Source organism: Streptoverticillium olivoreticuli subsp. olivoreticuli, from assembly GCF_003391135.1.
Lineage (GTDB): Bacteria > Actinomycetota > Actinomycetes > Streptomycetales > Streptomycetaceae > Streptomyces > Streptomyces blastmyceticus.
This window is the reverse complement of record NZ_CP031455.1, coordinates 3,414,185-3,438,704: the sequence shown is the minus strand read 5'-3', so window position 1 is coordinate 3,438,704 and position 24,520 is coordinate 3,414,185. Positions and strand designations below refer to the sequence as shown.

At 73.0% G+C, this 24,520-nt stretch carries 22 protein-coding genes; 13 read left to right on the top strand and 9 right to left on the bottom strand.

Annotated features, from left to right (window positions below):
* Positions 1–8: 8 nt before the first annotated feature.
* Positions 9–620, bottom strand: a complete 612-nt coding sequence (locus tag DXZ73_RS14595) for a response regulator transcription factor (protein WP_116211426.1) — start codon at positions 618–620, stop codon at positions 9–11.
* A gap of 237 nt (positions 621–857) precedes the next feature.
* Positions 858–1,505: a TetR family transcriptional regulator gene (locus DXZ73_RS14590; protein ID WP_116211425.1), complete on the bottom strand. Its 648-nt coding sequence runs from the start codon at positions 1,503–1,505 to the stop codon at positions 858–860.
* A 219-nt stretch (positions 1,506–1,724) separates the two neighbouring features.
* Here DXZ73_RS14590 and DXZ73_RS14585 point away from each other — a divergent pair, with 219 nt between their 5' ends.
* The 6 genes from DXZ73_RS14585 (at position 1,725) to DXZ73_RS14560 (ending at position 8,020) form a co-directional block, all read left to right on the top strand.
* Positions 1,725–3,098 (top strand): glycosyltransferase family 4 protein, encoded by a 1,374-nt coding sequence (locus tag DXZ73_RS14585; protein ID WP_116211424.1) that lies wholly within the window; start codon positions 1,725–1,727, stop codon positions 3,096–3,098.
* A 112-nt stretch (positions 3,099–3,210) separates the two neighbouring features.
* Complete coding sequence (locus tag DXZ73_RS14580) at positions 3,211–3,984, top strand: class I SAM-dependent methyltransferase (protein ID WP_116211423.1); 774 nt, start codon at positions 3,211–3,213, stop codon at positions 3,982–3,984.
* On the top strand, positions 3,981–5,060 hold the full coding sequence (locus DXZ73_RS14575) for a prenyltransferase (protein ID WP_116211422.1): 1,080 nt from the start codon (positions 3,981–3,983) through the stop codon (positions 5,058–5,060). The genes DXZ73_RS14580 and DXZ73_RS14575 overlap by 4 nt, the downstream gene beginning before the upstream one ends.
* A 113-nt stretch (positions 5,061–5,173) precedes the next feature.
* Complete coding sequence (locus DXZ73_RS14570; RefSeq protein WP_116211421.1) at positions 5,174–5,716, top strand: hypothetical protein; 543 nt, start codon at positions 5,174–5,176, stop codon at positions 5,714–5,716.
* A 59-nt stretch (positions 5,717–5,775) separates the two neighbouring features.
* Entirely contained in the window at positions 5,776–6,567 is a 792-nt protein-coding gene (locus tag DXZ73_RS14565) for a maleylpyruvate isomerase N-terminal domain-containing protein (protein WP_116211420.1), read from the top strand.
* Positions 6,568–6,595: 28 nt separating this feature from the next.
* The gene (locus DXZ73_RS14560) at positions 6,596–8,020 is read left to right on the top strand and encodes a M1 family metallopeptidase (RefSeq protein ID WP_116211419.1); all 1,425 of its coding nucleotides are present in this window, start codon (positions 6,596–6,598) and stop codon (positions 8,018–8,020) included.
* Between the two features lie 188 nt (positions 8,021–8,208).
* Here the strand turns inward: DXZ73_RS14560 and DXZ73_RS14555 are convergent, their stop codons facing one another.
* The 6 genes from DXZ73_RS14555 to DXZ73_RS14530 all read right to left on the bottom strand — a co-directional run bounded on the left by DXZ73_RS14555 (position 8,209) and on the right by DXZ73_RS14530 (position 14,199).
* Positions 8,209–9,219 carry an LLM class F420-dependent oxidoreductase gene (locus tag DXZ73_RS14555; RefSeq protein WP_116211418.1) on the bottom strand — a complete coding sequence of 337 codons (1,011 nt, stop codon included), beginning with the start codon at positions 9,217–9,219 and terminating at the stop codon, positions 8,209–8,211.
* Positions 9,220–9,342: 123 nt separating this feature from the next.
* Positions 9,343–10,200 (bottom strand): DUF5336 domain-containing protein, encoded by an 858-nt coding sequence (locus DXZ73_RS14550; RefSeq protein WP_116211417.1) that lies wholly within the window; start codon positions 10,198–10,200, stop codon positions 9,343–9,345.
* 164 nt (positions 10,201–10,364) lie between these two features.
* Positions 10,365–11,297: an N-acetylmuramoyl-L-alanine amidase gene (locus DXZ73_RS14545; protein ID WP_116211416.1), complete on the bottom strand. Its 933-nt coding sequence runs from the start codon at positions 11,295–11,297 to the stop codon at positions 10,365–10,367.
* Between the two features lie 46 nt (positions 11,298–11,343).
* Positions 11,344–11,940: a class I SAM-dependent methyltransferase gene (locus tag DXZ73_RS14540; protein ID WP_116215622.1), complete on the bottom strand. Its 597-nt coding sequence runs from the start codon at positions 11,938–11,940 to the stop codon at positions 11,344–11,346.
* Positions 11,941–12,430: 490 nt separating this feature from the next.
* On the bottom strand, positions 12,431–13,036 hold the full coding sequence (locus tag DXZ73_RS14535; RefSeq protein ID WP_116211415.1) for a response regulator transcription factor: 606 nt from the start codon (positions 13,034–13,036) through the stop codon (positions 12,431–12,433).
* Positions 13,033–14,199 carry a sensor histidine kinase gene (locus tag DXZ73_RS14530; RefSeq protein ID WP_116211414.1) on the bottom strand — a complete coding sequence of 389 codons (1,167 nt, stop codon included), beginning with the start codon at positions 14,197–14,199 and terminating at the stop codon, positions 13,033–13,035. The genes DXZ73_RS14535 and DXZ73_RS14530 overlap by 4 nt, the downstream gene beginning before the upstream one ends.
* 211 nt (positions 14,200–14,410) lie before the next feature.
* Here DXZ73_RS14530 and DXZ73_RS14525 point away from each other — a divergent pair, with 211 nt between their 5' ends.
* Genes DXZ73_RS14525 through DXZ73_RS14515 form a run of 3 tightly spaced genes read left to right on the top strand, consistent with a single transcriptional unit; the run spans position 14,411 to position 17,376 of the window.
* The gene (locus DXZ73_RS14525) at positions 14,411–15,268 is read left to right on the top strand and encodes a MaoC/PaaZ C-terminal domain-containing protein (protein ID WP_116211413.1); all 858 of its coding nucleotides are present in this window, start codon (positions 14,411–14,413) and stop codon (positions 15,266–15,268) included.
* Between the two features lie 44 nt (positions 15,269–15,312).
* A complete protein-coding gene (locus DXZ73_RS14520) occupies positions 15,313–16,389 on the top strand; it encodes a Zn-dependent alcohol dehydrogenase (RefSeq protein WP_116211412.1) in 1,077 nt (358 codons plus the stop codon).
* A gap of 12 nt (positions 16,390–16,401) precedes the next feature.
* On the top strand, positions 16,402–17,376 hold the full coding sequence (locus DXZ73_RS14515; RefSeq protein ID WP_116211411.1) for a 3-oxoacyl-ACP reductase: 975 nt from the start codon (positions 16,402–16,404) through the stop codon (positions 17,374–17,376).
* A 510-nt stretch (positions 17,377–17,886) separates the two neighbouring features.
* On the opposite strand, the gene DXZ73_RS39450 is transcribed toward DXZ73_RS14515, so the two are convergent.
* On the bottom strand, positions 17,887–20,283 hold the full coding sequence (locus DXZ73_RS39450) for a hypothetical protein (RefSeq protein WP_240351342.1): 2,397 nt from the start codon (positions 20,281–20,283) through the stop codon (positions 17,887–17,889).
* A gap of 295 nt (positions 20,284–20,578) precedes the next feature.
* Between DXZ73_RS39450 and DXZ73_RS14505 the strand changes: the two genes are divergently transcribed.
* The 4 genes from DXZ73_RS14505 to DXZ73_RS14490 all read left to right on the top strand — a co-directional run bounded on the left by DXZ73_RS14505 (position 20,579) and on the right by DXZ73_RS14490 (position 24,484).
* Positions 20,579–21,616: an ABC transporter substrate-binding protein gene (locus tag DXZ73_RS14505; protein ID WP_116211410.1), complete on the top strand. Its 1,038-nt coding sequence runs from the start codon at positions 20,579–20,581 to the stop codon at positions 21,614–21,616.
* A 66-nt stretch (positions 21,617–21,682) separates the two neighbouring features.
* Positions 21,683–22,522: a Nif3-like dinuclear metal center hexameric protein gene (locus tag DXZ73_RS14500; protein WP_116211409.1), complete on the top strand. Its 840-nt coding sequence runs from the start codon at positions 21,683–21,685 to the stop codon at positions 22,520–22,522.
* A gap of 16 nt (positions 22,523–22,538) precedes the next feature.
* On the top strand, positions 22,539–23,282 hold the full coding sequence (locus tag DXZ73_RS14495) for a zinc ribbon domain-containing protein (RefSeq protein WP_116215621.1): 744 nt from the start codon (positions 22,539–22,541) through the stop codon (positions 23,280–23,282).
* Positions 23,283–23,287: 5 nt separating this feature from the next.
* Positions 23,288–24,484 carry a bifunctional RNase H/acid phosphatase gene (locus tag DXZ73_RS14490; protein ID WP_116211408.1) on the top strand — a complete coding sequence of 399 codons (1,197 nt, stop codon included), beginning with the start codon at positions 23,288–23,290 and terminating at the stop codon, positions 24,482–24,484.
* Positions 24,485–24,520 lie beyond the last annotated feature (36 nt).

Here is a 24,520-nt window from a genome sequence, read left to right as displayed (position 1 = left end):
GCAGCTCCTCAGACCCACCCCGCCACGCGCGAGATGCGTATCGCGTCCACCCGGTTGCGGGCGCCGGTCTTGCGGGTGATCGCCGCCATGTAGTTGCGCACCGTCCCGTTCGACAGGTGCAGGCTGCGGGCTATCTCCCCGATGGACGCGCCTTCCGCGGCCAGCGAGAGCACGGTCAACTCCCGTCTGGTCAAGGGGATGTCGGAGGCCTGGAGGAAGCTGTAGCCGAGGGACTCGTCGATATAGCGCTCGCCCTTCGCCACATGCCTTATTCCCTCGATCAGCCGACCAGGTGAAGCGTTTTTGCTCAAGTACCCCAAGACCCGCTCCTCGTACGCCCGGCGCAGGGGCCCCGGCCGTTCCGCCGTCGCCAGGGCCAACAGGGCCGATGTGCCGTCCCCGGCGTCACACCAGGCCGACAGCTCCCGCAGGCCGTACGGTCCGCCTGCTTCGGGGCTGTCCATGTCCACCACGCACACATGGGGGAGCAGCACGCGCGACTTGGCCACCGAGTGGGTCCAGGAGGACGCCGAGACCTCCAGGTCGGGTTCTCTCGCGATCAGCGCCGCCAGGGCCGCGCGCAGCAGATGGGTGTCGTGCACCAGCAAGACCCGGATCACGGTGTCAGTCCCCGCCCTCCCACTACCCCGGGCGGCGAACGCCGCGCCGGGTACTTCGTCAAATTCATACCGGCGTGTGCCACGGTCACGGGCGCGGATAACTGACCTGCGGGGGGCGCAAGGGCGCACACTTCGAGCCATGCGCGCCCCAAGTTCACTCGAACGCGCCCCCCGGAACCTCTTGTTACCGGGAGTCGGGGACGGGCGATCCGGGCCGAAGTGGGGCAGGGCGGGCGGTCAGCGGGGAGAGTTGGGGTTGGTGAGGTCGATGAGACGGCAAACCGTCTCGATGTCGATCTTCACCTGGGCGATGGACGCCCGCCCGGACAGCCAGGTGATCAGCGCCGAGTGCCAGGTGTGCTCGATGACGCGCACGGCCGAGAGCTGCTCGGGGGTGGGCGGTCCCGACGCGCCCGCGGGGCCCATCGCGTCCAGGATGATCGCCGTGGTCAGCCGGGAGACGGTGTCGACCTCGGAGCTCACCGACCGGTCGGCGAAGGTCAGGGCGCGCACCATCGCGTCGGCGAGGTGCGGCTCGCGCTGCATCGCGCGGAAGGCACGCATCAGCGTCTGGGCCACGCGCGCCGCCGGGTCCTCGTCGGTCAAGGGGCGCTTGCGCAGCGTCTCGTGGAGCTGTTGCAGCTGGTCCTGCATGGTGGCGACCAGCAGATGGATCTTCGAGGGGAAGTAGCGGTAGAGCGTGCCGAGCGCGACGTTGGACGACTCGGCGACCTCCCGCATCTGCACGGCGTCGAAGCCGCCCCGGGTCGCCAGCCGGGTGGTGGCCTGGAGGATGCGCCGCCGCCGGGCCTCCTGACGCTCGGTCAGCAGGGGTCTGGGCAGCGAGGAAGGGGCGGTCGGTGCCGACCTGGAGTCCGTAGTCATATGTCCCATTCCGTGGCAATCCATCCAGCGGTGTCCGTGGGGCTCGGACGGCACAGCATGGCAGGGGGCGAGCCGTGGCGCGAATCACCCGATCCGGTACGCCCGACTGGCCGTCCGGCCGGTAGATTCGAGGCTTCCGGACGACTCAGTCTGAAACTTGTTCTAGATTAGCGCGACCGGTTACGCTCCGGCGGGACAGCAGCGAGAAGGAGGCCCGGAGTGACCGCTGAGGCCACGGAGGCAGCGCTCGCGCACGACGACCACCCCGTGGACGGGGGCGGCGACGGCCCGCTGCGGATCGCCCTGCTCACCTATAAGGGGAACCCGTTCTGCGGCGGCCAGGGCGTCTACGTACGCCACCTCTCGCGAGAGCTCGCCCGCCTCGGTCACCACGTCGAAGTCATCGGCTCGCAGCCCTACCCCGTCCTCGACGGCGACGGCGCGGACGGTGCCGTCGGCAGCGGCCGGGTGAGCCTCACCGAGCTGCCCAGCCTCGACCTCTACCGCCAGCCCGACCCCTTCCGCACGCCCGGCCGCGACGAGTACCGCGACTGGATCGACGCGCTGGAGGTCGCCACCATGTGGACCGGCGGCTTCCCGGAACCGCTCACCTTCAGCCTGCGGGCCCGCCGTCACCTCGCCGCGCACCGCGGGCGGTTCGACGTCGTGCACGACAACCAGACGCTCGGCTACGGACTGCTCGGCGGCCCCACCGCGCTCGGGGCGCCCCTGGTGACCACCATCCACCACCCCATCACCGTCGACCGGCAGCTCGACCTCGCCGCCGCGGCCGACTGGAAGCGGCGCATGTCCGTGCGCCGCTGGTACGGCTTCACCCGTATGCAGAAGCGGGTCGCGCGGCGGCTGCCGTCCGTGCTGACCGTCTCCGGCTCCTCGCGGCAGGAGATCGTCACACACCTCGGGGTGTCCCCGGGCCGGGTCCACGTCGTCCCCATCGGCGCCGACACCGACCTCTTCTCGCCGGACCCGTCCGTCGCCGAGGTCCCCGGCCGGATCGTCACCACCTCCAGCGCGGACGTGCCGCTCAAGGGCCTCGTCCACCTCGTCGAGGCGCTGGCCGCCGTGCGCGCGCAGAACCCCGGCGCACACCTCGTCGTGGTCGGCAAGCGCGCGGAGGACGGCCCGGTCGCGAGCGCCATCAGGCGGCACGGGCTCGAAGGCGCGGTCGAGTTCGTCAAGGGCATCACCGACGCGGAACTGGTCGACCTGGTGCGCTCGGCGCAGATCTCCTGCGTCCCCTCGCTGTACGAGGGCTTCTCCCTGCCGGCCGCCGAGGCGATGGCCACGGGCACGCCGCTGGTGGCCACGACGGGCGGGGCGATCCCCGAGGTCGCCGGGCCCGACGGCGAGACGTGCCTGGCGGTGCCGCCGGGCGACCCAGGGGCACTGGCCGCCGCGCTGAACCGGCTGCTCGGCGACGAGGCGCTGCGGCGCAGGCTCGGAGCGGCGGGCCGCGAGCGCGTGCTGTCCCGCTTCACCTGGCGGCAGGCGGCGATCGGGACGGCCGAGCGGTACCGCGCGGCGATCGCCCTCTCGGCCGGCGCGTCCGTGCCGACGGGGCGGCGTGGGTGATGTCCCCCCTGCCCCGGCCCTTCCCGCACCGGGGCTTCCGCCCCCGGCGGGCCTGATCACGCCAACACTCCACGCCCCATCGACCTGCCCCGCCGGACGAAAGCAAATATTCGTGCTGACCGTCGATTTCTCCCGCTTTCCGCTCGCCGCAGGCGACCGCGTCCTCGACCTGGGCTGCGGCGCGGGCCGGCACGCCTTCGAGTGCTACCGGCGCGGCGCGCAGGTCGTCGCCCTCGACCGCAACGCCGAGGAGATACGCGAGGTCGCCAAGTGGTTCGCGGCCATGAAGGAGGCCGGTGAGGCCCCCGCGGGCGCCACCGCCACCGCCATGGAGGGCGACGCCCTCGCCCTGCCCTTCCCCGACGAGAGCTTCGACGTCGTCATCATCTCCGAGGTCATGGAGCACATCCCCGACGACAAGGGCGTGCTCGCCGAGATGGTCCGGGTCCTCAAGCCCGGCGGCCGGATCGCCGTCACCGTGCCCCGCTACGGCCCCGAGAAGGTCTGCTGGACGCTCTCCGACGCCTACCACGAGGTCGAGGGCGGCCACATCCGCATCTACCGCGGCGACGAACTCCTCGACAAGATGCGCGAGGCGGGCCTGGCACCGTACGGCACCCACCACGCACACGGCCTGCACAGCCCCTACTGGTGGCTCAAGTGCGCCTTCGGCGTCGACAACGACAAGGCGCTGCCCGTCCGCGCGTACCACAAGCTGCTGGTCTGGGACATCATGAAGAAACCCAAGGCCACCCGGGTCGCCGAGCAGCTCCTCAACCCCGTCATCGGCAAGAGCTTCGTGGCGTACGCGACCAAGCCGCACGCGCCCGCGGGCACGCAGGACCGGGACACGGCCGCCGCCGCGTCCGCCGAGGAGCGCGCGTGACCAGGGCCGGCCGCAGGCCGGACCGCACCGAGCGCCTCGTACTGCCCGGCGTCCTGACCGCCGACCAGGCCGCCCGCACGGTGGCCGGCATCGCCGCCGTGCAGCGCGAGGACGGCGCCATACCCTGGTTCCGGGGGCACCACCTCGACCCCTGGGACCACGTCGAGGCCGCCATGGCCCTGGACGCCGCAGGAGAGCACGACCGCGCCGAGGCCGCCTACCGCTGGCTCGCCGACCACCAGAACCCCGACGGCTCGTGGTACGCCGCCTACGCCGACGGCGACGCCGCCGAACCCACCGACCGCAGCCGGGAGACCAACTTCGTCGCCTACGCCGCGGTCGGCGTCTGGCACCACTACCTCGCCACAGGCGACGACGCCTTCCTCGACCGCATGTGGCCGACCGTCTTCGCCGCCGTCGAATTCGTCCTCCAACTCCAGCAGCCGGGCGGCCAGATCGGCTGGAAGCGCGAGGAGGACGGCACGGACGTCACCGACGCGCTCCTCACCGGCTGCTCCTCCATGCACCAGGCGCTGCGCTGCGCCCTCGCCATCGCCGAGCACCGCGAGGAGCCGCAACCGGACTGGGAGCTGGCGACCGGCCTGCTGGCGCACGCGATCCGCAAGCACCCTGAGCGGTTCCTCGACAAGAGCCGCTACTCCATGGACTGGTACTACCCGGTGCTCGGCGGCGCGCTCACCGGCCCCGCGGCCAAGGAGCGCATCGAGGAGGGCTGGGACGACTTCGTGGTGCCGGGCCTCGGCGTGCGCTGCGTCCTGCCCAACCCCTGGGTGACCGGCGGCGAGAGCTGTGAACTCGCCCTCGCGCTCTGGGTGATGGGCGAGTCCGACCGCGCGGTGGAGATCCTCCAGTGGATCCAGCACCTGCGGGCCGAGGACGGCCTCTACTGGACCGGCTACGTCTTCGAGGACGACGCGATCTGGCCGCAGGAACTGACGGCGTGGACGGCGGGCTCCCTGCTGCTGGCGGTGGCGGCACTGGGCGGCGACGAGGCGACGACGGCGGTCTTCAGCGGCGAGCGTCTGCCTGTCGGCCTGGACCCGGATTGCTGCTAGGTCCGTTCTGAGGGCACGGGCCCGTTGCCACTCGAACGGGTCTTCCCGGTGGCGGAGCGTGCGGCGCGGGCGGGACCCTTTCCGGAGGGATACCGCACCCACCGGAGGTCACCGTGAATCGCCGCTCCGTCATCGCCGTGCCCCTCGTCTGCGGTCTTCTTCTCGTCGGTACGGGATGCGGCGGCGGCGGGAAGAAGAAGGAGGCCGAGAGCACCGGCGGGCCCACCCCCACCAGCTCCGCGGAGCGGCAGAAGTTCGCCAAGACGCGCTTCGTGACCAACGCCGGGCTCGCCGCGGGCGCGGCGTACCAGTGGGTCATCAAGCCCTACCGGAACGGCGCCTTCAAGAAGGGGGCCGACGGCCGCACCGTCGCCCTGGTGAAGGCGGGGCTCGCGGGCACGTTCTCGTACAACCGCTTCAAGGCCGCCGTGAACAACGCGAAGGGCGACCCGACGCTCTCCAAGGCCGTGGCGCCGCTCAGCGCGGGCATCGACTCGCTCAAGGGGCTGACCACGAAGTTCCGCAAGGGCGACGCGACCGACAACGACGCCAACGACTTCGACAAGGTCATCAACAACGTGAAGGACGCGGGCAAGGGCGCGGGCGCCCCGGTCACCGACCAGGTGCCGTCCTACTCCGACATCCAGAAGGGCTGACGGCGCGAACGGCTTCCCTGGGCAAGGGCGTTGTCAGTGGCCCTCTTTACAGTGACGGCATGACGACTTTCACCCACGACCATTACTGTTCCGAGGTCCTCGCCCAGACCGCGCTGCTGCGCGACGCGCTGCGTGGCGCCGATCTCTCCGCCACCGTGCCCACCTGCCCGGACTGGACGCTGGCCCAGCTGGTGCTGCACGTGGGCCGGGCGCACCGGTTCGCGGAGACGCTCGTGCGGACGAGGGCCACCGAGTTCGAGGCGCCCGCCGGGGGCCTCACCGTCGAGTTCGGTGCGGGCGACCCGTCGCCCGACGACGAGGAGGGCCTCGGGGAGTGGCTCACCGCGGGTGCCGAGGCGGTGGCGGAGACGCTGCGCGAGGCGGGTCCGGACGTTCCGGTGTGGACGTACGCCGTGGACCAGCGCAGCGGCTTCTGGGCCCGTCGGATGACGCACGAGACACTCGTCCACCGCGCCGACGCGGCAGGCACGGCCGGCGTCGGATTCACCGTCGATCCGGTGCTGGCGGCGGACTGCCTGGACGAATGGCTCGGAATGTCCACCCACCCCGCGATACTGGAGTACAAGCCGGAGCTGAAGGAGCTGCTGGGCCCCGGCCGCACGCTCCAACTGCAGGCCACGGACACCGCGACCGAGTGGTTCGTCGACCTCACCGGCGACCGCTTCGCCTGGCACCGGGGGCATGAGGAGGCGGCCGTCACCCTGCGCGGTGCGATGACCGACGTGCTGACCGTCGTCTACCGTCGGCAGCCGGTGGACGCCGGCCGGGTCGAGGTGCTGGGCGACCGCGCGGTCCTCGACCTCTGGCTGGAGACGACCAGCTTCGGCTGAGCGGCGGCCGGGTGAGAGCATCTCGGGCATGACCGGTATACCCAGATCCTCCACGCGGCGTGCGGCCTCGCGCCGTCGGCCGGGGCGCCGGGCGCTGCTGCCCGTGGCGCTGGTGCTCGTCGCCTCCTGCTCCGGCGGGAGCGACAGCGGGAAGGCGGGTGCCGACGGGGTCGGCGATCCGCTCTTCCCCCGCCTGGGCAACGGCGGTTACGACGTCCGGCACTACGGCCTGACGCTGGACTACGAACCCGAGGGCAACCACCTGCACGCCACCGCCGTCATCACCTCCCGCGCCACCCAGGATCTGGACGCCTTCAACCTCGACCTCAAGGGCATGCGGGTGCGCAGCGCCCGCGTCGACGGGAAGCCGGCGGGCACGGCGAGGAAGGGCACCGAGCTGACGGTGACGCCCGGCGCGACGGTCGGCAAGGGGAGCGAATTCCAGACGGTCGTCGTCTACGAGGGGGTGCCCGAGGAGATCACGGACGCGGACGGCGAGTCCGTCGAAGGGTGGGTGGAGACGGACGGCGGCGCCGCGGCGCTCGGCGAACCCGCCGGCTCGATGGCCTGGTTCCCCGGCAACCACCACCCCTCCGACAAGGCCACGTACGACATCGCGGTGACCGTGCCCAAGGGCTACACCGCCGTCGCCAACGGCGAGTTGAAGCGCGAGGAGGTGCGCGGGGACCGCGCCACCTTCTCCTGGCACAGCGCCGAGCCGATGGCGAGCTATCTGGCGAGCGTCGTCGTCAATGAATTCAAGGTCACCACCACCAAGGTCGGCGACCTGCCCGTCTATGTCGCCACCCACCCCGACGAGGCCGCCGCCGGACCGAAAACGGCCGAGCTGCTGCCCCGCGCGATCGAGTGGGCGAGCGGGCTGTTCGGCCCGTACCCCTTCTCCTCGGCGGGCGCCGTGATCGACCACAACCCCTACGTCGACTACGCGCTGGAGACCCAGACCAAGCCGTATTTCGACGAGGCGCCGACCGACGCGATCGTGGTGCACGAGGTCGTCCACCAGTGGTTCGGCAACTCCGTCACCCCGCGCACCTGGCGCGACATGTGGCTCAGCGAGAGCTTCGCCCAGTACGCGGAATGGATGTGGGAGGAGAAACACGGCGGCCGCTCCGCCCAGCGCATATTCGACGACTTCTACGACGGCAAGGACCCGGAGAGCGAGGGCATTTGGGCATTCCCGCCCGCGGATCCCACCCCGGAGACGATCTCGGATGCGCCGGTGTACGGTCGCGGGGCGATGCTGCTGCATGAATTGCGGCGGGGGGTGGGGGACGATGCGTTCTTCGCCATCGCGCGGCAGTGGGTGGCGGATCATCGGTATGGGAATGGGGATACGGGGGAGTTCATCGCTCTGTGCGAGCGGAAATCCGGGCGGGATTTGGGGGAGCTCTTCGATAAGTGGCTGAGGGCGGAGGGCAAGCCGCGGCGATAGCCGGTGTTCGGGTGCGGGTCCGTTGCCGCCTGCGGCGGGAGCGGCCTGCGGCCGCGTCCTCAAACGCCGGACGGGCTGAAATCAGCCCGTCCGGCGTTTGAGGACAGCGCACGGAGCGTGCTTCGGGGTCTGGGGCGGAGCCCCGGTTCGGGAAGGGGCGGGGTGGGGAACAAAGCCCGCCGCAGGCGCTAAGCGTTCAGTTCCGCCAGCACGCGCAGCGTTTTCACGTCCCCTGCTATCACCAGCAGATCCGTGATCGGCCCCGCGCGCCACAGCGCCAGCCTCTCCGCCAGCCTCCCCCGCGGCCCCACCAGCGAGATCTCATCCGCGAATTCGGACGGCACGGCCGCGATCGCCTCCTCCCGGCGACCCGCGAGGAAGAGTGACCGCACCCGCTCCGCCGCCCCGGCGAAGCCCATCCGTGCCATGAGGTCGGCGTGGAAGTTGCGGGTCGCGTGCCCCATGCCGCCGATGTAGAAGCCGAGCATCGCCTTCACCGGGCGCAGTCCTTCGGCCACGTCCGCGCAGAGGCGCGCCTGTGCCAGTGGCGCGACCATGAACCCCTCGGGCGCGGCGGCGAGCGCCGCCGTGTGGAGTCCGGTGCGCAGCGGGGACCAGTACAGCGGCAGCCAGCCGTCGGCGATGCGCACGGTCTGGGCGATGTTGCGGGGGCCTTCGGCGCCGAGCAGGACGGGGAGGTCCGGGCGCAGGGGGTGGGTGATCGGTTTGAGGGATCTGCCGAGGCCGGTGGCTCCGGGGCCGTCGTAGGGGAGGGGGTGGTAGCGGCCGTCGAGCGCGACCGGTGCCCGGCGGCGCAGCACCTGCCGTACGACCTCGACGTATTCGCGCGTCGCGGTCAGCGGGCTGTCCGGGAAGGGCCGCCCGTACCACCCCTCCACGACCTGGGGGCCCGACAGCCCGAGGCCGAGCAGCATCCGCCCGCCGGACAGGTGGTCGAGGGTGAGCGCGTGCATCGCGGTCGCGGCCGGGGCGCGCGCGGCCATCTGCGCGACCGCCGTGCCGAGCCGGACGCGCCGGGTGTGCGCGGCGATCCAGGTGAGCGTGGTGAAGGCGTCGGAACCCCAGGACTCGGCGGTCCAGACGGAGTCGTAGCCCAGCCGTTCCGCCTCGACGGCGAGCTCGACGTGGCGGGGGTCGGGGCCGCGTCCCCAGTAGCCGAGCGCGAGTCCGAGCCGCATGGCCACCCCCGACGAGAACTGACGGTATGTCAATTACGGGACTGTATGGCTCCGTCCAGCGCCCGGCAAGACGACGGCCCGCCGGGAAGAACCCGGCGGGCCGTCGAGGAGGTCGGTCGCGCGTCAGCCGCGCTGGATGCCCGTGGTGTCCTGGAGCACACCGCGGCGGCCGTCCTGCGTCTGCGCGACGAGGGCCGGACCGCGCTGGTCGACCGCGAGGTACCAGGTGCCGGGCGCGAGCTCGGCGACCGGGGTCGGGGAGCCGTCCTCCGCGTACAGCGGACGGGCCACCGGCACCGCGAACCAGAACGGGGCGAAGTCCGCGGCCGGAGCCGCGGCGGGCTGCGCCGCGGCCTGCGGAGCGGCGGCCGCACCGCCCATGCCGTGGTCCTGCTGCTCCGGCTGGGGCTGCTGCGGCTGGCCGCCGTACGAGGGCTGGCCGCCGTACGGACCGGCGGCACCGGGCTGCTGCATGCCGCCCGGGTAGCCGTAGCCCGGGTTGGGGCCGGCGCCGTACGGACCCGGGGCCTGGAGGCCCGGGGCACCCATCAGCGGGGCCTTGAGCGCCGGGGTGCGCGGCGTGAGCAGCGCGGCGGCGGCGAGCGCGAGGTTGGCGATCAGGCCGAGGATCTGGCCGACACCCGCGGACACCTGGGAGCCACCGCCGACGATCGTCCACAGCGAGGACCACGCGGCGAACACCGCGAACGCGGTGCCCCACTGGTCCAGGCCCATGCCGACGACCTTGCGTCCCTCGGGCTGGAAACGGGCGGCGACGATGAGCGCGGCGGCGATGATCCCGGCGAGGAAGATCGACGGCAGTACGGGGAACAGACCGGACTTCCAGCCGTTCGGCTCCGTGGGGCAGAGCGACGACTGACCGCAGTCGTACGAGTAGAAGCTGAGGAACGAGGCGATGAACAGCAACACCGCTGCTCCGATCACCACGCCGTCGCCTCGAGTGAGGGAGCGGATGTTCACCTGAAATCCTTTGTCAGTGTTGATCAAGTTCGTCGCTGTCGCCGGTACGCGAGATGCGAGGGGGCGCGGGGGTGGCCCCCCATCGTACGGGTGAACCTATCGCCTGAGCGGTCGGGGCGTCTCCTTCGTATCACCCTCGTGACATGCCTGTGGCCTGCTGGTACTTACCTCCGCAGGAAGTCCGCGATGCCGTTCGCGATCCCTTGCGCCGCTTTCTCACGCCATGTCGGGTCGGTCAGCAGAGCGGCGTCCTGAGGGTCGCGCATATTGCCGCATTCGATGAACACCTTGGGGATCGTGGAGAGGTTGAGGCCGCCGAGATCCGAGCGGGTGTCGAGCCCGGTGCCGCCGCCGATGTAGTTGGACGGCGCGCTTCCGGTCGTCCGCACGAAGTTCCCCGCGATCCGCGCGCCCAGCTCCTTCGACGGCCCGGCGATCGGACCGGTGTCCGCCCGGCCGCCCTTCACCGCCGCGGGCAGGATCACATGGAAGCCGCGATCGCCGACGGCCGCGCCGTCCGCGTGCACGGAGACGGCGGCGTCGGCGTGCGCCTTGTTGCCGATCTCGGCCCGCTCGTCCACGCACGGCCCGAACGGCCGGTCGCCGTCGTGGGTGAGCCGCACCGTGGCGCCCTGCGCCTGGAGGATCCGGCGGAGCCGGTGGGAGACGTCGAGGCTGAACGACGCCTCCGCGTAACCGGCGTCCGTGGACGTGCCGGTGGTGTCGCACTCCTTGCGGCCCGTGCCGATGTCCACGGAACGGTCGATCTCCGCGGTGTGCTCGCTGTTGTGGATGTTGTGCCCGGGGTCGACGACGACCACCTTGCCCTTGAGCGGCCCGTCGGCGCTCGGAGTGCCCTCCGCCTCCGGCGCGGACGGCGACGGCTGCTCCGGCGCGGACGTACGGGGCCGCGGGGACGGGCTCGCACGGTGCTCCGGCGGCGGCGCGGACGATGCCGCGGCGGCCGCCGGGCGCTTGCCGTCGTCCGCCGCGCCACCGCTCCCGTCCCACAGCAGCCAGCCCAGGAATCCGACCGGGACCACCGCCGCCGCGGCTATGAGCAGCGGGGTGCGGCCGCCGCCCGGCGAGCGGGGCATGCGGGGAAAACTGCCTCTGGACACCCGGCGATGCTAACGCCGTGGCTCAGACCCCGAGGCCCGTACGCTGCAGAACGTGCAAGGAACGGGTTACTGAGACTTCGGTGAACGCGCCGGACTCCAGGGCCCTGCGGTACACGCGGTACGGGGCCTGGCCGCCGTCCGCCGGGTCGGCGAAGACGTCGTGGATGACGAGCAGTCCGCCCTCGGCGAGGTGCGGGGCCCAGCCCTCGTAGTCGGCGGTGGCGTGCTCGTCGGTGTGCCCGCCGTCGATGAACACCAGCCCGAGGGGCGTGCCCCAGACCGCCGCGACCTGCGGCGACCGGCCGACGACCGCGATGACGTGCTCCTCCAGACCCGCCTTGTAGAGCGTGCGGCGGAAGGTGGGCAGCGTGTCCATCCGGGCCACGCCGGGGTCCGGGTCCACGACCGTCGGGTCGTGGTACTCCCAGCCGGGCTGCTGCTCCTCGCTGCCGCGGTGGTGGTCGACGGTCACGACCGTCGTCCCGGCCTCCCGGGCGGCGTCGGCGAGCAGGATGGTGGACCGGCCGCAGTACGTGCCCACTTCGAGGAGCGGGTGCGCAAGCGCTGCCGCTGCCGCTTCGGCGGCGGCGTGCAGGGCGAGCCCTTCGTCGAGCGGCATGAAGCCTTTCGCCGCTTCGAAAGCGGCGAGGGTTTCGGGTTTGGGCGGCACGGTTTCCTCCTGCGGCGGTGGGTTGCTGCGCTCATGCTCTCTTACCGGGGGGCTGGCACCTGCGCGGGAACGGTCTCTTTCCCCGGTCCCGCCCCTTCCCGAAACTGGGGCGCGTGCCCCAGACCCCCGGCCGCGGATCCGTTGCCGCCTGCGGCGGGAGCGCCCTGCGGGCGCGTCCTCAAACGCCGGACGGGCTGATTTTCGCGGACCGTAGCCAGCGAATTCAGCCCGTCCGGCGTTTGAGGACAAGCGGCGCAGCCGCTTCAGGGGGTCCGGGGTCTCCCCGGTTTCGGGAAGGGGCGGGGCTGGGGAACAACGCCCGCCGGGCCGCACCCGGTCACGGGTCCGGGGCGGAGCCCCGGCCTCGGCGGAGCCGAGCATCAGACGCTGCGGGAAGGGGCGGGGTGGGGAACAAAGCCCGCCGCAGGCGGCAGCGGAGCTACAGCCAGCCGTTCTGGCGCGCCGCGCGCACCGCTTCCATCCGGTTCCGGGTGGACGTTTTCCCGATCGCCGCCGACAGATAGTTCCGCACCGTCGCGGGCGACAAGTGCACCTTCGCCGCGATGTCCGCCACCGTCGCCCCGTCCACCGCCGCCGCCAGCACGTCGCGTTCGCGCTGCGTCAGCGGGTTCGGGCCCGCGCCGAGCGCGGCCGCGGCCAGGCCCGGGTCGATGACGCGCTCGCCCGCGAGCACCCGGCGGATCGCCGCGGCGAGGTCCTCCACCGGGCCGTCCTTCACCAGGAAGCCGCAGGCCCCGGCCTCCATCGCCCGGCGCAGATAGCCGGGCCTGCCGAACGTCGTGAGTATCAGCACCCGGCACTCCGGCAGCCCCGACCGCAGGTCCGCGGCGGCGTCCAGGCCGCTGCGGCCCGGGAGTTCGATGTCGAGGAGCGCGATGTCGGGCCGCGTCTCGAGCGCCTTGGGCAGGATCTCGTCGCCGTTGCCGACCTGGGCGACGATCTCGATGTCCTCCTCCAGTCCGAGCAGCAGCGCGAGCGCGCCCCGCATCATGCCCTGGTCCTCGGCGAGCAACACCTTGATCATCGCTTGCGGTCCTCCTCGAACTCCGAATCCACCGGCAGTTCCGCGACGAGCCGGAAGCCCCGGCGCCCGTCCGGCCCGGACGTCAGGGACCCGCCCGCGGCGGCCAGCCGCTCGGTCAGTCCCTTCAGCCCCGTGCCCCCGGTGCCACCCTTCGTCGTGGGTGGGGCCGAGCCTACGCCGCGCCCGTTGTCCGTGATCTCCAGGTGCACTTGGTCGGTCTCGCCGCGCACCTCGACCGTGCAGCGCTCGGCACCGCTGTGCCGTACGACATTGGTGACGCCCTCGCGCACCACCCAGCCGAGCAGCGCCGCGGACTGCGGCGGCAGCGGGGGGCCGGACTGGCGGATCTCCGCCTCTATGCCGGAGGCTTCGAGGAGGGAGCGGGCGCCGTCGAGTTCGGTGGTGAGGCTGCCCTCGCGATAGCCCGTGACGGCCTCGCGGATCTCGGTGAGCGCCTGCCGCCCGACGGCCTCGATGTCGGCGGCCTGGCCGAGCGCCGCGTCCAGGTCGCGGGGCGCGAGCCGGCGTACGGCCTCCGCCTTGACCACGATCACGGACATGGTGTGGCCGAGCAGGTCGTGCAGGTCGCGCGAGAAGCGCTGCCGCTCCTGCTCGACCGCGCTGCGGGCCAGCTCCTCGCGGGTGGCGCGCAGTTGGGCGACGGTCTCGAAGAGGGTGAGGATCGCGGCCGTGACGAGGCCGGAGAGCATGGTGCCGTAACCGATGGTCAGCGATTCCGAGGGGCCGCCGCGGAAGCTGCCGATCAGCCCGGCCGAGCCGGAGAGGGTGAGGACGACGAGCCCCAGCCGGCGCCCGTTGCCGTCGCGTTCCCTGAGCACGATCCCGCTGGTCAGCGACAGCAGCGGGAAGCACAGCAGCCAGTCGCCGCCGTAGCCGATGGTCAGCGCGTAGGTCACGGCCGCGAGCCCGGAGAGCAGCACGTGCGGCGTACGGGTGTGGCGGCGCCGCTCGTCGAGACCGGCGAAGACCGTCGCGCCGTACAGCACGGCGAAGGCCAGCACGCCGGCCCCGCCCAGCCACGGCAGCGGCACCTTCCCGGTGAACAGCCCCTGGACGTCCCCGGTGAGCATGAAGAGCCACGGCAGGAAGGCGAATTTCCTCGGCGGCTTGTGCCGCTTCATCGAGTCGGCGCTGTGCTTCATGCCTCCGACCTTAAGGAACACCCCGGTGACCTGGGCAGATGCAAGTGTGTGCGGTGACCCGTGACATTTGTCCCAGGGCTCCGGCGCCGCCTCGGCCGTCCGGTCGGCGGCCTTCCCACCCCCACGGCGTTCGGCTATACATGGGTGCCTACGGGTCGACTGGAACGTGTTCTACGTTGCCGTGAAATCGCCGTGAAGGAGCCCTGCCCCGATGCCCATCGACGCAGCGCAGGCGGTCGCCGCCGAGCCCCGCTCCACCGAACTCTCCTGGGACCACAAGGACATCCAGCTCTACCACCTGGGCATCGGGGCGGGCACCCCGGCGACCGACCCCGCCGAACTCCGCTACACCCTGGAGAGCCGGCTCCACGTCCTGCCCAGCTTCGCGACCGTCGCGGGCGGCGGCATGGCCCTGGCCGGCGGCCTCTCCGCGCCCGGCATCGACATCGACCTGGCCGGAGTGCTGCACGGCGGACAGCGCGTCGAACTGCACCGGCCCATCCCCGTCCGCGGCTCGGCCACCCACACCTCGCGCGTCACCGCCGTCCACGACAAGGGCAAGGCCGCCGTCATCGTCCTGCGCTGCGATGTCGCCGACGCGGACGGGCCGTTGTGGACCAGCGAGAGCGAGATCTTCGTCAGGGGCGAGGGTGGCTTCGGCGGCGAGCGCGGCACGACCACCCGGCTCGACGTCCCGGCGACGGAGCCGTCCGTCACCGCCCTGCGCCCCGTCCGCGAGGACCAGGCCCTCCTCTACCGCCTCTCCGGCGACTGGAACCCCCTGCACGCCGACCCCGAATTCGCCGCCGTCGCGGGCTTCGACCGGCCCATCCTGCACGGCCTGTGCTCGTACGGCATCGCCCTCAAGACGGTCGTGGACACGGTCCTCGGGGGCGACGTCACCCGCGTCCGCTCCTACGCGACGCGCTTCGCCGGCGTCGTCTTCCCTGGCGAGACGCTGCGCATCCGGGCGTGGAGCCTGCCGCCCGGGCGGGTGCAGGTCCTGGTGACGGTGGTGGAGCGCGAGGACGCGCCCGTGCTGACCGACACGGTGGTCGCCCACGACTAGCAGCGCCCGGGTTCCGGGTGCGAAAGCCAGTGAAGGAGCCCCACATGCGCGCAGCCGTACTGCACCGGACGGGCCAGGACAAGCTCGACGTCCTCGACTCCGTCGAGACCGCCGGATTCGGCCCCGGCAAAGTGAGGATCCGGATGCGGGCCACCGGGCTCTGCCACTCCGACCTCTCCGCCATGTCCGGCGTCCTGCCGCAGCCCGCCCCCTTCGTCCCAGGCCACGAGGGCGCGGGGGACGTCGTCGAGGTCGGGGACGGGGTCACCGGCCTCCGGCCCGGCGACCGCGTACTCGTCTGCTGGCTGCCCCCGTGCGGCAGCTGCCCCGCCTGCCGGCGCGGCCAGGCCCAGCTGTGCCTGGCCGGCTTCATGAACTCCGGCACCCCCAACTTCCGCCACGAGGGCACCGACGTCTTCGGGTTCGCGGGCACCGGCACCTTCGCCGAGGAGGTCGTGGCGGGCGCGGGCTGTGCCGTACCCATCCCCGACGACCTGCCCTACGACATCGCCGCCCTCATCGGCTGCGGCGTCACCACCGGCCTCGGCGCGGCCCTCAACACCGCCGACGTGGCCGCCGGTTCATCGGTCGCCGTCATCGGCTGCGGCGGCGTCGGGATCTGCGCCGTGCAGGGCGCACGGGTCTCCGGGGCCGCGCAGATCGTCGCCGTCGACCCCGTTGCGTCCCGGCGCGAGGCGGCCCTGCGCTTCGGCGCCACCGAGGCGGTCGCGCCCGACGACCTCGGCGACGCCGTCGCCCGGATCACCGGCGGCGAGGGCTTCGACTACGTCTTCGAGGTCGTCGGCAAGTCCGCCACCGCCCGTGCCGCGTACGGGGCGACACGGCGCGGCGGCACGCTCTGCGTCGTCGGCGCGGGCGCGATGGACGACCACTTCCGGCTCAACATGTTCGAGCTGTTCTTCGACGAGAAGCGGATCCTGCCGTCCCTCTACGGCGGCGGCGACATCATGCGCTCCTACGAACGGGCCATCGCCCTGTGGCGGGCCGGGCGGATCGACCTCGCCGGGCTCATCACCCACCGGGTCCCGCTCGCCGGGATCAACGACGCCCTCGACCAGATGCGCAGCGGTGAGGCGCTGCGCACCTGCGTCGAGATCTGAAGGAGGGCAACCGTGCCGACATCCCTGGCGGGCCGCACCGCGATCGTCACCGGTGCGGGGCGCGGCCTCGGCCGGGCCGAGGCACTCGAACTGGCCCGGCTCGGCGCGCACGTCATCGTCAACGACCTCGGGCGCCCGGGCCGCGACGGCTCCGGCGAGGCGTCCGCCGGGCCCGCGCAGGAGGTCGTCGCCGAGATCAGGGCGGCCGGCGGCCTCGCCACCGCCCACACCGGTGATGTGGCGGACTTCGCGCAGGCCCGGGAACTGGTGGAACTGGCCGTCGGCACCGGGGGATCGCTCGACATCCTCGTCAACAACGCGGGCATCCTCCGGGACCGGATGGTCTTCTCGATGACCGAGGACGAGTGGGACTCGGTGATCCGCGTGCATCTCAAGGGGCACTTCAACACCACGCGCTTCGCCGCCGCGTACTGGCGGGAACGGTCGAAGGCGACCGGCCGCGCGGTCTACGGGCGGATCGTCAACACCATCTCGGAGGCGTTTCTCGTCGGATCGGCGGGCCAGCCGAACTACGCGGCCGCGAAGGGCGGGATCCTCGGCCTCACCACGTCGACGGCGGAGGCCCTCCGCAAGTACGGGGTGACGGTCAACGCGATCTGCCCCCGGGCGCGGACCCGGATGACGGAGGACGTCTTCGCGGGCGTCGGCACGCCGGAGGGCGAGCCGGACGCGCTCGCTCCGGGCCATGTGTCACCACTTGTCGCCTACCTCGCGTCCCCCGCGGCCGCCGGGGTGAACGGGCAGGTCTTCGTGGTGCACGGCGGGATGGTCGCGGTGGTCGAGCGCCCCCGCGTCGCGGCGAAGTTCGACGCGGCCGAGGGAACGTTCGGGGTGGAGGAACTGGAGGGCGCCCTCACCCCGTACTTCGCGACGCGCCCACTGGGCGAGACGTTCGCGGCGAGGGAGCTTCTGGGTTTGAGACGCCGAACGCCGGACGGGGGAGACTCCAGCCCGTCCGGCGTTTGAGGACGCGCCGTCAGGCGCTCTGCCCTGAGGGAAACGTGCTCGCCGGACGGGGCGAAAACCAAGCCCGTCCGGCGATTGAGGACAGCGCCGTCAGGCGCTTGCCGTGACCGGAACTTGCCCACAGAGCGGACAAGAACAGGCCAGGCTACGGCCTGTCGGTTCGGCGGTGCTTGCCGTGCGCGGGAGCGCTGGCGTCTTGCGGTGAGGCCGGGCCGCGGTGCCTGCCGGAGCCGGCGGCTGCGGCCTGGGCGGACGCCTCAAGGGGGCGCGCCTCGGTCGTGTCGGTTCGGACGTCGGGCATGGGGAAAGTCACTCCGTCGGATGGGATCTGCGTGCTCTGCGCTCGGGGGCCATGGCAGTGGCGCACGGCGTCGACGGAAGTCAACACGCTTTCCGCGCACGACCGTCCGGTTCACTCCGGTGTCCGTTCGGTACAGCTGCGCAGCCCCCGCCCGATACTAACGGGACCTTGATCGCCTAGCTACCCGGTCCATCGGCGAGTCGCCCCTCTCAGGGATGGGGATTGCGCCCGAGCGGTGCCTGTTGCAGGGGCACGGGCCGGGACGGGCCGGTGGTGGCGCGTACGGACTCGTACCCCTGCACTGCCCGCACGGGCGGGGCGGGACGGGCGGCCGCCGACCACGCGTCCGGCATCGCCGCCGGGCGCCCGGGATACGCGGACGGCGGCACCGCGGTCCACACCTCGGGTTCCACCCGCTGTGCCGGCGGCCCGAGCACGGGCCCCTGCACGGGAGGCGCCTGCGCGGGGACGGGCGCCAGGGCCTGCGGGGGCACGGGGGTCAGCGCGGGGGAGTGGGACCGCTCCTGCTCCGGAACGCGCCCCGGGGGCGCGGCCGGTGCGGCGGTACGGGCCTGCGCCGCCGAGTCGAACGCGGCCGCCCGTACGGGATCCGGCTCGGCGAGCGGCCTCCGCGCGGGCGCCGGGACGGCGAAGCCGCCTCGTGCCAGGTCGGAGGCGGCCGGCCATGACGGGTGATCGGCCGACGGCTGCGCCGGTGCCGGAGAACCGTTTCGCGCGGGCGTGGAGGCGGCCGCTTGCGAGAACCGCGCCGGGTCGTACACCGGCGCCACGGGCCGCGCCGGGCCCGAGGCGGCCGGTCGCGTCACGGTGGTGTCCGGCTGCTGAGGGTCCGTCATCGTGACGGTCGCGGCCGGTCGCGGCTCCGCCGGCCGCAGGGGCGGCTCCAGCAGGTCGAGGCCCGGTTTCGGGGCGGAGGCCGGGGGCTCGGCCAGGTCGCGCATCCCGCCCCGAGCCGGTGGGCCTGCTGGGCCGGGGGGCCGGGGCGGGGTGGAGGCGGCCGACGGTCCGGCGGGGTCGGGGTGGAACGCCCGGGCCGGGGCAGGGATCGCGCCCCCGGCCGGGGCGGGAGCCGGAGGCCCGGCCGGATCGGGAGGCTGCCGCCGGGGCAGGGGCGAGCGCGGGGGACCCGCCGGATCGGGGTCCGGGACCCGGGCCGGGGCGGGGTCCGGGGGCAGGTGCCGGGGCGGGACCGTGGTCGAGGGGCCCGCCGGTTCGGCGTTCAGCACCCCGGCCCGGGCAGGGGCGGCGGGGTCGGGGGGCATGCCCCGGGTCGGTGCGGGAGCCGGTTCCGTCGGCGGGGCGGTGGCCGGGGGCCGGAGCGGGTCCGGTGGCAGGTGCCGGGGTGGCGCGGAGCCGGAGGGGCTCGCCGGGGCGGGGCCCGGCAGCCGGGTCCGGACGGAGGCCGGGTCCGGGGGCAGATGGCGGGTCGGGGGCGGCGTGGGCGACGGGCCCGCCGGGTCGGGGTCCGGTGGCAGGTGGCGGAGCGGTGCGGAGCCGGAGGGGGCCGTCGGGTCGGGAGGCGGAACCCGGGCGGGGGCCGGGCCGGCGGGCGGGGGTGTCGGGGCGGGGGTGCGGCTCGTATCCCGGTCCTCGCCGCGCGCCCGGTCGCGGTCCGCGTCCGGCAGGCGCAGCCGGGCCAGGCCGCAGCGCACGTAGGGGGTCACGTACGGCAGGCGGAGTTCGCCGCCGGCCGTCCACAGGCCCGTGCCCACCAGCCAGCCCGCCGGGGCGGGGAACTGCTGGAGGCGGCGTGCCGCCGGGCGCCACACCCCCACCCAGCTGCCGGTCGGGCCCTCGATGCGGAACGCCACCGCGCACCCCTCGGGGGCCAGCTCCTGGCCGGGCTGCGCGGCGAAGGGGGTCAGCACGGCGTTGGGCAGCCGCAGGCACTCGGGGAAGCGCACCGGCCGCGCCGAGCCCAGCACCCCCCAGCCCAGCCGTTCATGGCCGGGCGCGTCCGACCGCACGAGCAGCAGACCGCTGTACGGGTCGGCGAGCAGCAGCCGGTCGTCGCTCTCCTCGGTGATCTGGAGCAGGGGGCTGATCTCGCCACCGCGCCCCAGGTCGACGATCACCGTCTTCGTCCGGCCGTCCAGCTCGCGGTCGAGGGCCAGCAGCCGGCCCGTGCGGTCCAGCCAGGCGCCGCCGGTGCAGCGGCCCCCCACCTCCGCGATCTGCTCCGGCCCGAACGCGCCGCCGTGCAGCAGCCACAGCGCGGTGGAGCGCTCGCGGTGCACCAGTCCGTACGCCGCGGTGCCGCCCGGCGCCGGGGGCAGCAGGGACAGCCGGGCGCACTCGACCGCGCCGACCTGGAGCTCGCCGGTGCCGGGGCCGGTGGGGTAGAGCAGCGAGAGCGTGTGCCGCTCGGCCACCTTGCGCCGGATCAGGACCCGGCCGTCGGAGAGCGGCAGCACGTCGCTGTCGGGCTCCTCGGGCTGGGTGCCGGGCAGCGGCACGGCGTACGGTTCGGGGCCGTCGAGCGTCCAGCGCTCCGGAAACCAGCCACCGGTCCCGCCGTCGAGGGCCAGCCGCGCGGCGTACGAACCGTCCGCCGTGACCGTGAATGCCGCGCGTCTCATGTCCATCGACGCACTCCGGGTGCTCTGTGGAGTGCTCTGGGGGGCACAGACCGTCATGAGAAACGTCACCTCCGGCACTGAACGTAGTTATCGCACTACCAGCCGAACAATGAGAGCGGGTCCGCTTCACGCGTAAGGGTGGCCGATGTCCGATTCGCCTGAGCGATGGGGGGTGGGTGTGCTTCGTGCGGTCCCGTCCGCTTAAGGTAAGGCGAACCTAAGTGGCTGGGCAGGCTCTCTTGACGGCCGCTCGACGACATGCCCGCCGGACCCGTTCGTCCTCTCACCCCTGGAGCTCGTGATGTCCCTTCGCCGCCGCGGCACCGCCGCCGTCGTCCTCTCCACAGCCGCCGCGCTCACGCTCGCGGCCTGCGGCTCCTCCGACGGCGGCAAGGACACGGCGGGCAAGGACGGCGGCAACGGCTCCAAGGCCGTGGCCGAGGGCGGCAAGGACTTCGGCAAGGCGGGCGAGCAGACGAAGAAGATGGGCACGGACGCGGCCCCCGGACAGTTCCCGCGCACCGTCACCCACGCGCTCGGCACCACGGAGATCAAGGAGCGGCCCAAGCGCGTCGTCGTCCTCGATGTCGGCGAGCTCGACAACGTCGTCTCGCTCGGCCTGAAGCCGGTCGGCTGGGCGCCCACCGAGGGCAGCCAGGGCATCCCCGACTACCTGAAGAAGGACGCGGGCGAGCCCAAGAGTGTCGGCACCATCAACAACCTGAACATGGAGGCGATCAACGACCTCCACCCCGATCTGATCCTCGGCAGCAAGCTGCGCGCGGAGAAGAGCTACAAGGACCTGTCGAAGATCGCGCCGACCGTGTTCTCCGTCCGCCCGGGCTTCACCTGGAAGGAGAACTACCTCCTCAACGCCGCCGCCCTGGACCGGACCGCCGAGGCGAAGAAGAACCTCGACGCCTACGAGGCCAAGGCGAAGAAGCTCGGCGAGGACGTCGGCGCGAAGAAGCCGACGGTCACCATGCTCCGCTACATGCCGCAGTTCACCCGCCTCTACGCCGGGCAGTCCTTCATCGGCACCATCCTCAAGGACGCCGGCCTGCCGCGCCCGAAGAACCAGCAGGGCGACGAGCTCGCCAAGCAGATCAGCCCGGAGAACATCGACCAGGCCGACGCCGACTGGATCTTCACCGGCGTCTACGGCGACCCGGACAAGACCAAGCGCGACAGTGCCCAGGACAACCCGCTGTGGAAGGACCTGAAGGCGGTCCGCGACGGCCACGCCAAGGACGTCAAGGACGAGACCTGGTATCTGGGCCTGGGCGTCACCGCGGCGAACAGCGTCCTGGACGATCTCCGCGGCTTCCTCGTGAAGTAGACCGCGCAGTAGACCCCTGCCCGCGCGATGGCCGTGCGGGCACGCCGGACAGGTAGCCTTTCCCCCGTGCCCGCACTGTCTGAAGTCATCGCCGCCCTCGACGCTCTCTGGCCCCCGGAGCGGGCCGAGCAGTGGGACGCCGTCGGCACGGTCTGCGGCGACCCCGAGGCCGCCGTCGGCCGGGTCCTCTTCGCCGTCGACCCCGTGCAGGAGGTCGTCGACGAGGCCGTGAAGCTCGGCGCCGACCTGCTGGTCACCCACCACCCGCTCTATCTGCGGGGGACGACCACGGTCGCGGCCTCCACCTTCAAGGGCCGGGTCGTGCACACCCTCATCAAGCACGACATCGCCCTGCACGTCGCGCACACCAACGCCGACCGCGCCGACCCGGGCGTCTCCGACGCCCTCGCCGGCGCGCTCGACCTGCGCGTCACCGGGCCGCTGGTGCCCGACCCGACCGACCCCGCGGGCCGCCGCGGCCTCGGCCGGATCTGCGCGGTCGACCCGCCGATGAAGCTCTCCGAGTTCGCCGAGCGCGCCGCCCGGCGGCTGCCCTCCACCGCGCAGGGCATCCGCGTCGCGGGCGACCCGGACCGCACGATCCGCACGGTCGCGGTCTGCGGCGGCTCCGGCGACTCGCTCTTCGACGAGGTGCGCGCCGCCGGCGTGGACGCCTATGTCACCGCCGACCTGCGTCACCACCCCGCGTCCGAGGCCCAGCAGCACAGCCCGCTCGCCCTGGTCGACGCCGCGCACTGGGCCACCGAGTGGCCCTGGATCGAGCAGGCGGCCGCCCAGCTCGACGAGATCTCCGACCGCCACGGGTGGGGCCTGCGCACCCATATCTCCCGTACGGTCACCGACCCCTGGACCGCCCACGCGGCGTCCACCTTCCCGCACAAATAACCACAGGAGCCCCCAACTGAACGCCGCGCCCGCCGACCAGATCCGCCTCCTCGACCTCCAGGCCCTGGACACCCGCCTCGGACAGCTCGCCCACAAGCGCAAGAGCCTGCCCGAGCACGCCGAGATCGCCTCCCTGGAGGCCGACCTCACCCAGCACCGCGACCTCCTCGTCGCCGCGCAGACCGAGGAGAGCGACACCGCCCGCGAGCAGACCAAGGCCGAGTCGGACGTCGACCAGGTGCGCCAGCGCGCCGCCCGTGACCAGCAGCGCCTGGACACCGGCGTCGGCATGTCCGCCAAGGACCTGGAGAACCTCCAGCGCGAGATCGTCTCGCTCGCCAAGCGCCAGGGCGACCTGGAGGACGTCGTCCTCGAGGTCATGGAGCGCCGGGAGTCCGCGCAGGAGCGGGTCACCGAGCTGACCGGCCGCGTGGAGTCCGTCCAGGCCAAGGTCGCCGACGCCGTCGCGCGCCGCGACGCCGCCTTCGCGGAGATCGACACCGAGGCCGCCTCGGTCACCAAGCAGCGCGAGATCGTCGCCGGTTCCGTCCCGGCGGACCTGCTCAAGCTCTACGACAAGCTCCGCGTCAAGGAGGGCGGCGTCGGCGCGGCCCGCCTCTACCAGCGCCGCTGCGAGGGCTGCCGCGTGGAGCTCGACATCACCGCGTTCAACGAGGTCCGGACCGCCGCCCCGGACACGGTCGTCCGCTGCGAGAACTGCACCCGCATCCTGGTCCGGACGTCCGAGTCGGGCCTGTAAGTCCCATGGCGAATCGCTTCGTCGTCGAGGCGGACGGCGGCTCCCGGGGCAACCCGGGGCCCGCCGGCTACGGCGCGGTCGTCCTGGACCCGGCGACGGGCGAGGCCCTCGCCGAGGCCGCCGAGTACATCGGCACGGCCACCAACAACGTCGCCGAGTACAAGGGCCTCATCGCGGGCCTCCGGGCGGCGAAGGCCCTCGACCCGGAGGCCACCGTCCTGGTCCGGATGGACTCCAAGCTCGTCGTGGAGCAGATGTCCGGCCGCTGGAAGATCAAGCACCCGGACATGAAGCCGCTGGCCGCCGAGGCCCGTACGGTCCTCCCGGCCGGCCAGGTCTCCTACCAGTGGATCCCGCGCGAGCAGAACAAGCACGCGGACCGGCTCGCCAACGAGGCCATGGACGCCGGGCGGGACGGCAGGCAGTGGGAGCCCGGCGCGTCCACCGCGGCCGTCCGCTCCACCGGGTCCGGCCGTGAGCGGCCGGCACCGGAAACAGCCATACTGGCACGCGCGCCCGAGTCCCCGCTCGCCGAGCCCAAGGCCGCGCCCGTCGGCTGGGCGGCACCGGCCGACCTCGGTACGCCCACCACCTTCGTCCTGCTGCGGCACGGCGAGACGGCCCTGACGCCGCAGAAGCGGTTCTCCGGGAGCGGCGGCACCGACCCCGAACTGTCGCCCGCCGGGCGCCGCCAGGCCGAGGCGGCCGCGGCCGCCCTCGCCGCGCGCGGCACCGTCCAGGCCGTCGTGTCCTCGCCGCTGCGGCGCTGCCGCGAGACGGCCGCCGCCGTGGCCGCGCGCCTCGGCCTGGAGGTGCGGGTCGAGGAGGGCCTGCGCGAGACGTCCTTCGGCGCCTGGGAGGGCCTGACCTTCGCCGAGGTCAAGGAGCGCTGGCCCGACGACCTCGACGCCTGGCTCGGCTCCTCCAAGGCCGCGCCGACCGGTGGCGGCGAGAGCTTCGCCACGGTCTCCCGCCGGGTCGCGCTCACCCGCGACAAGCTCCTCGCGCGGTACGCGGGCCGGACGGTCCTGCTGGTCACGCACGTGACCCCGGTCAAGACCCTCGTCCGCCTCGCGCTGGGCGCCCCGCCGGAGTCGCTGTTCCGGATGGAGCTGTCCGCGGCCTCCCTCTCGGCGGTGGCCTACTACGCCGACGGCAACGCGTCCGTACGGCTGCTGAACGACACGTCGCACCTGCGATAGCGGCCGCGTCGGGCCCCCGCCGCGACGGGGGCCCAC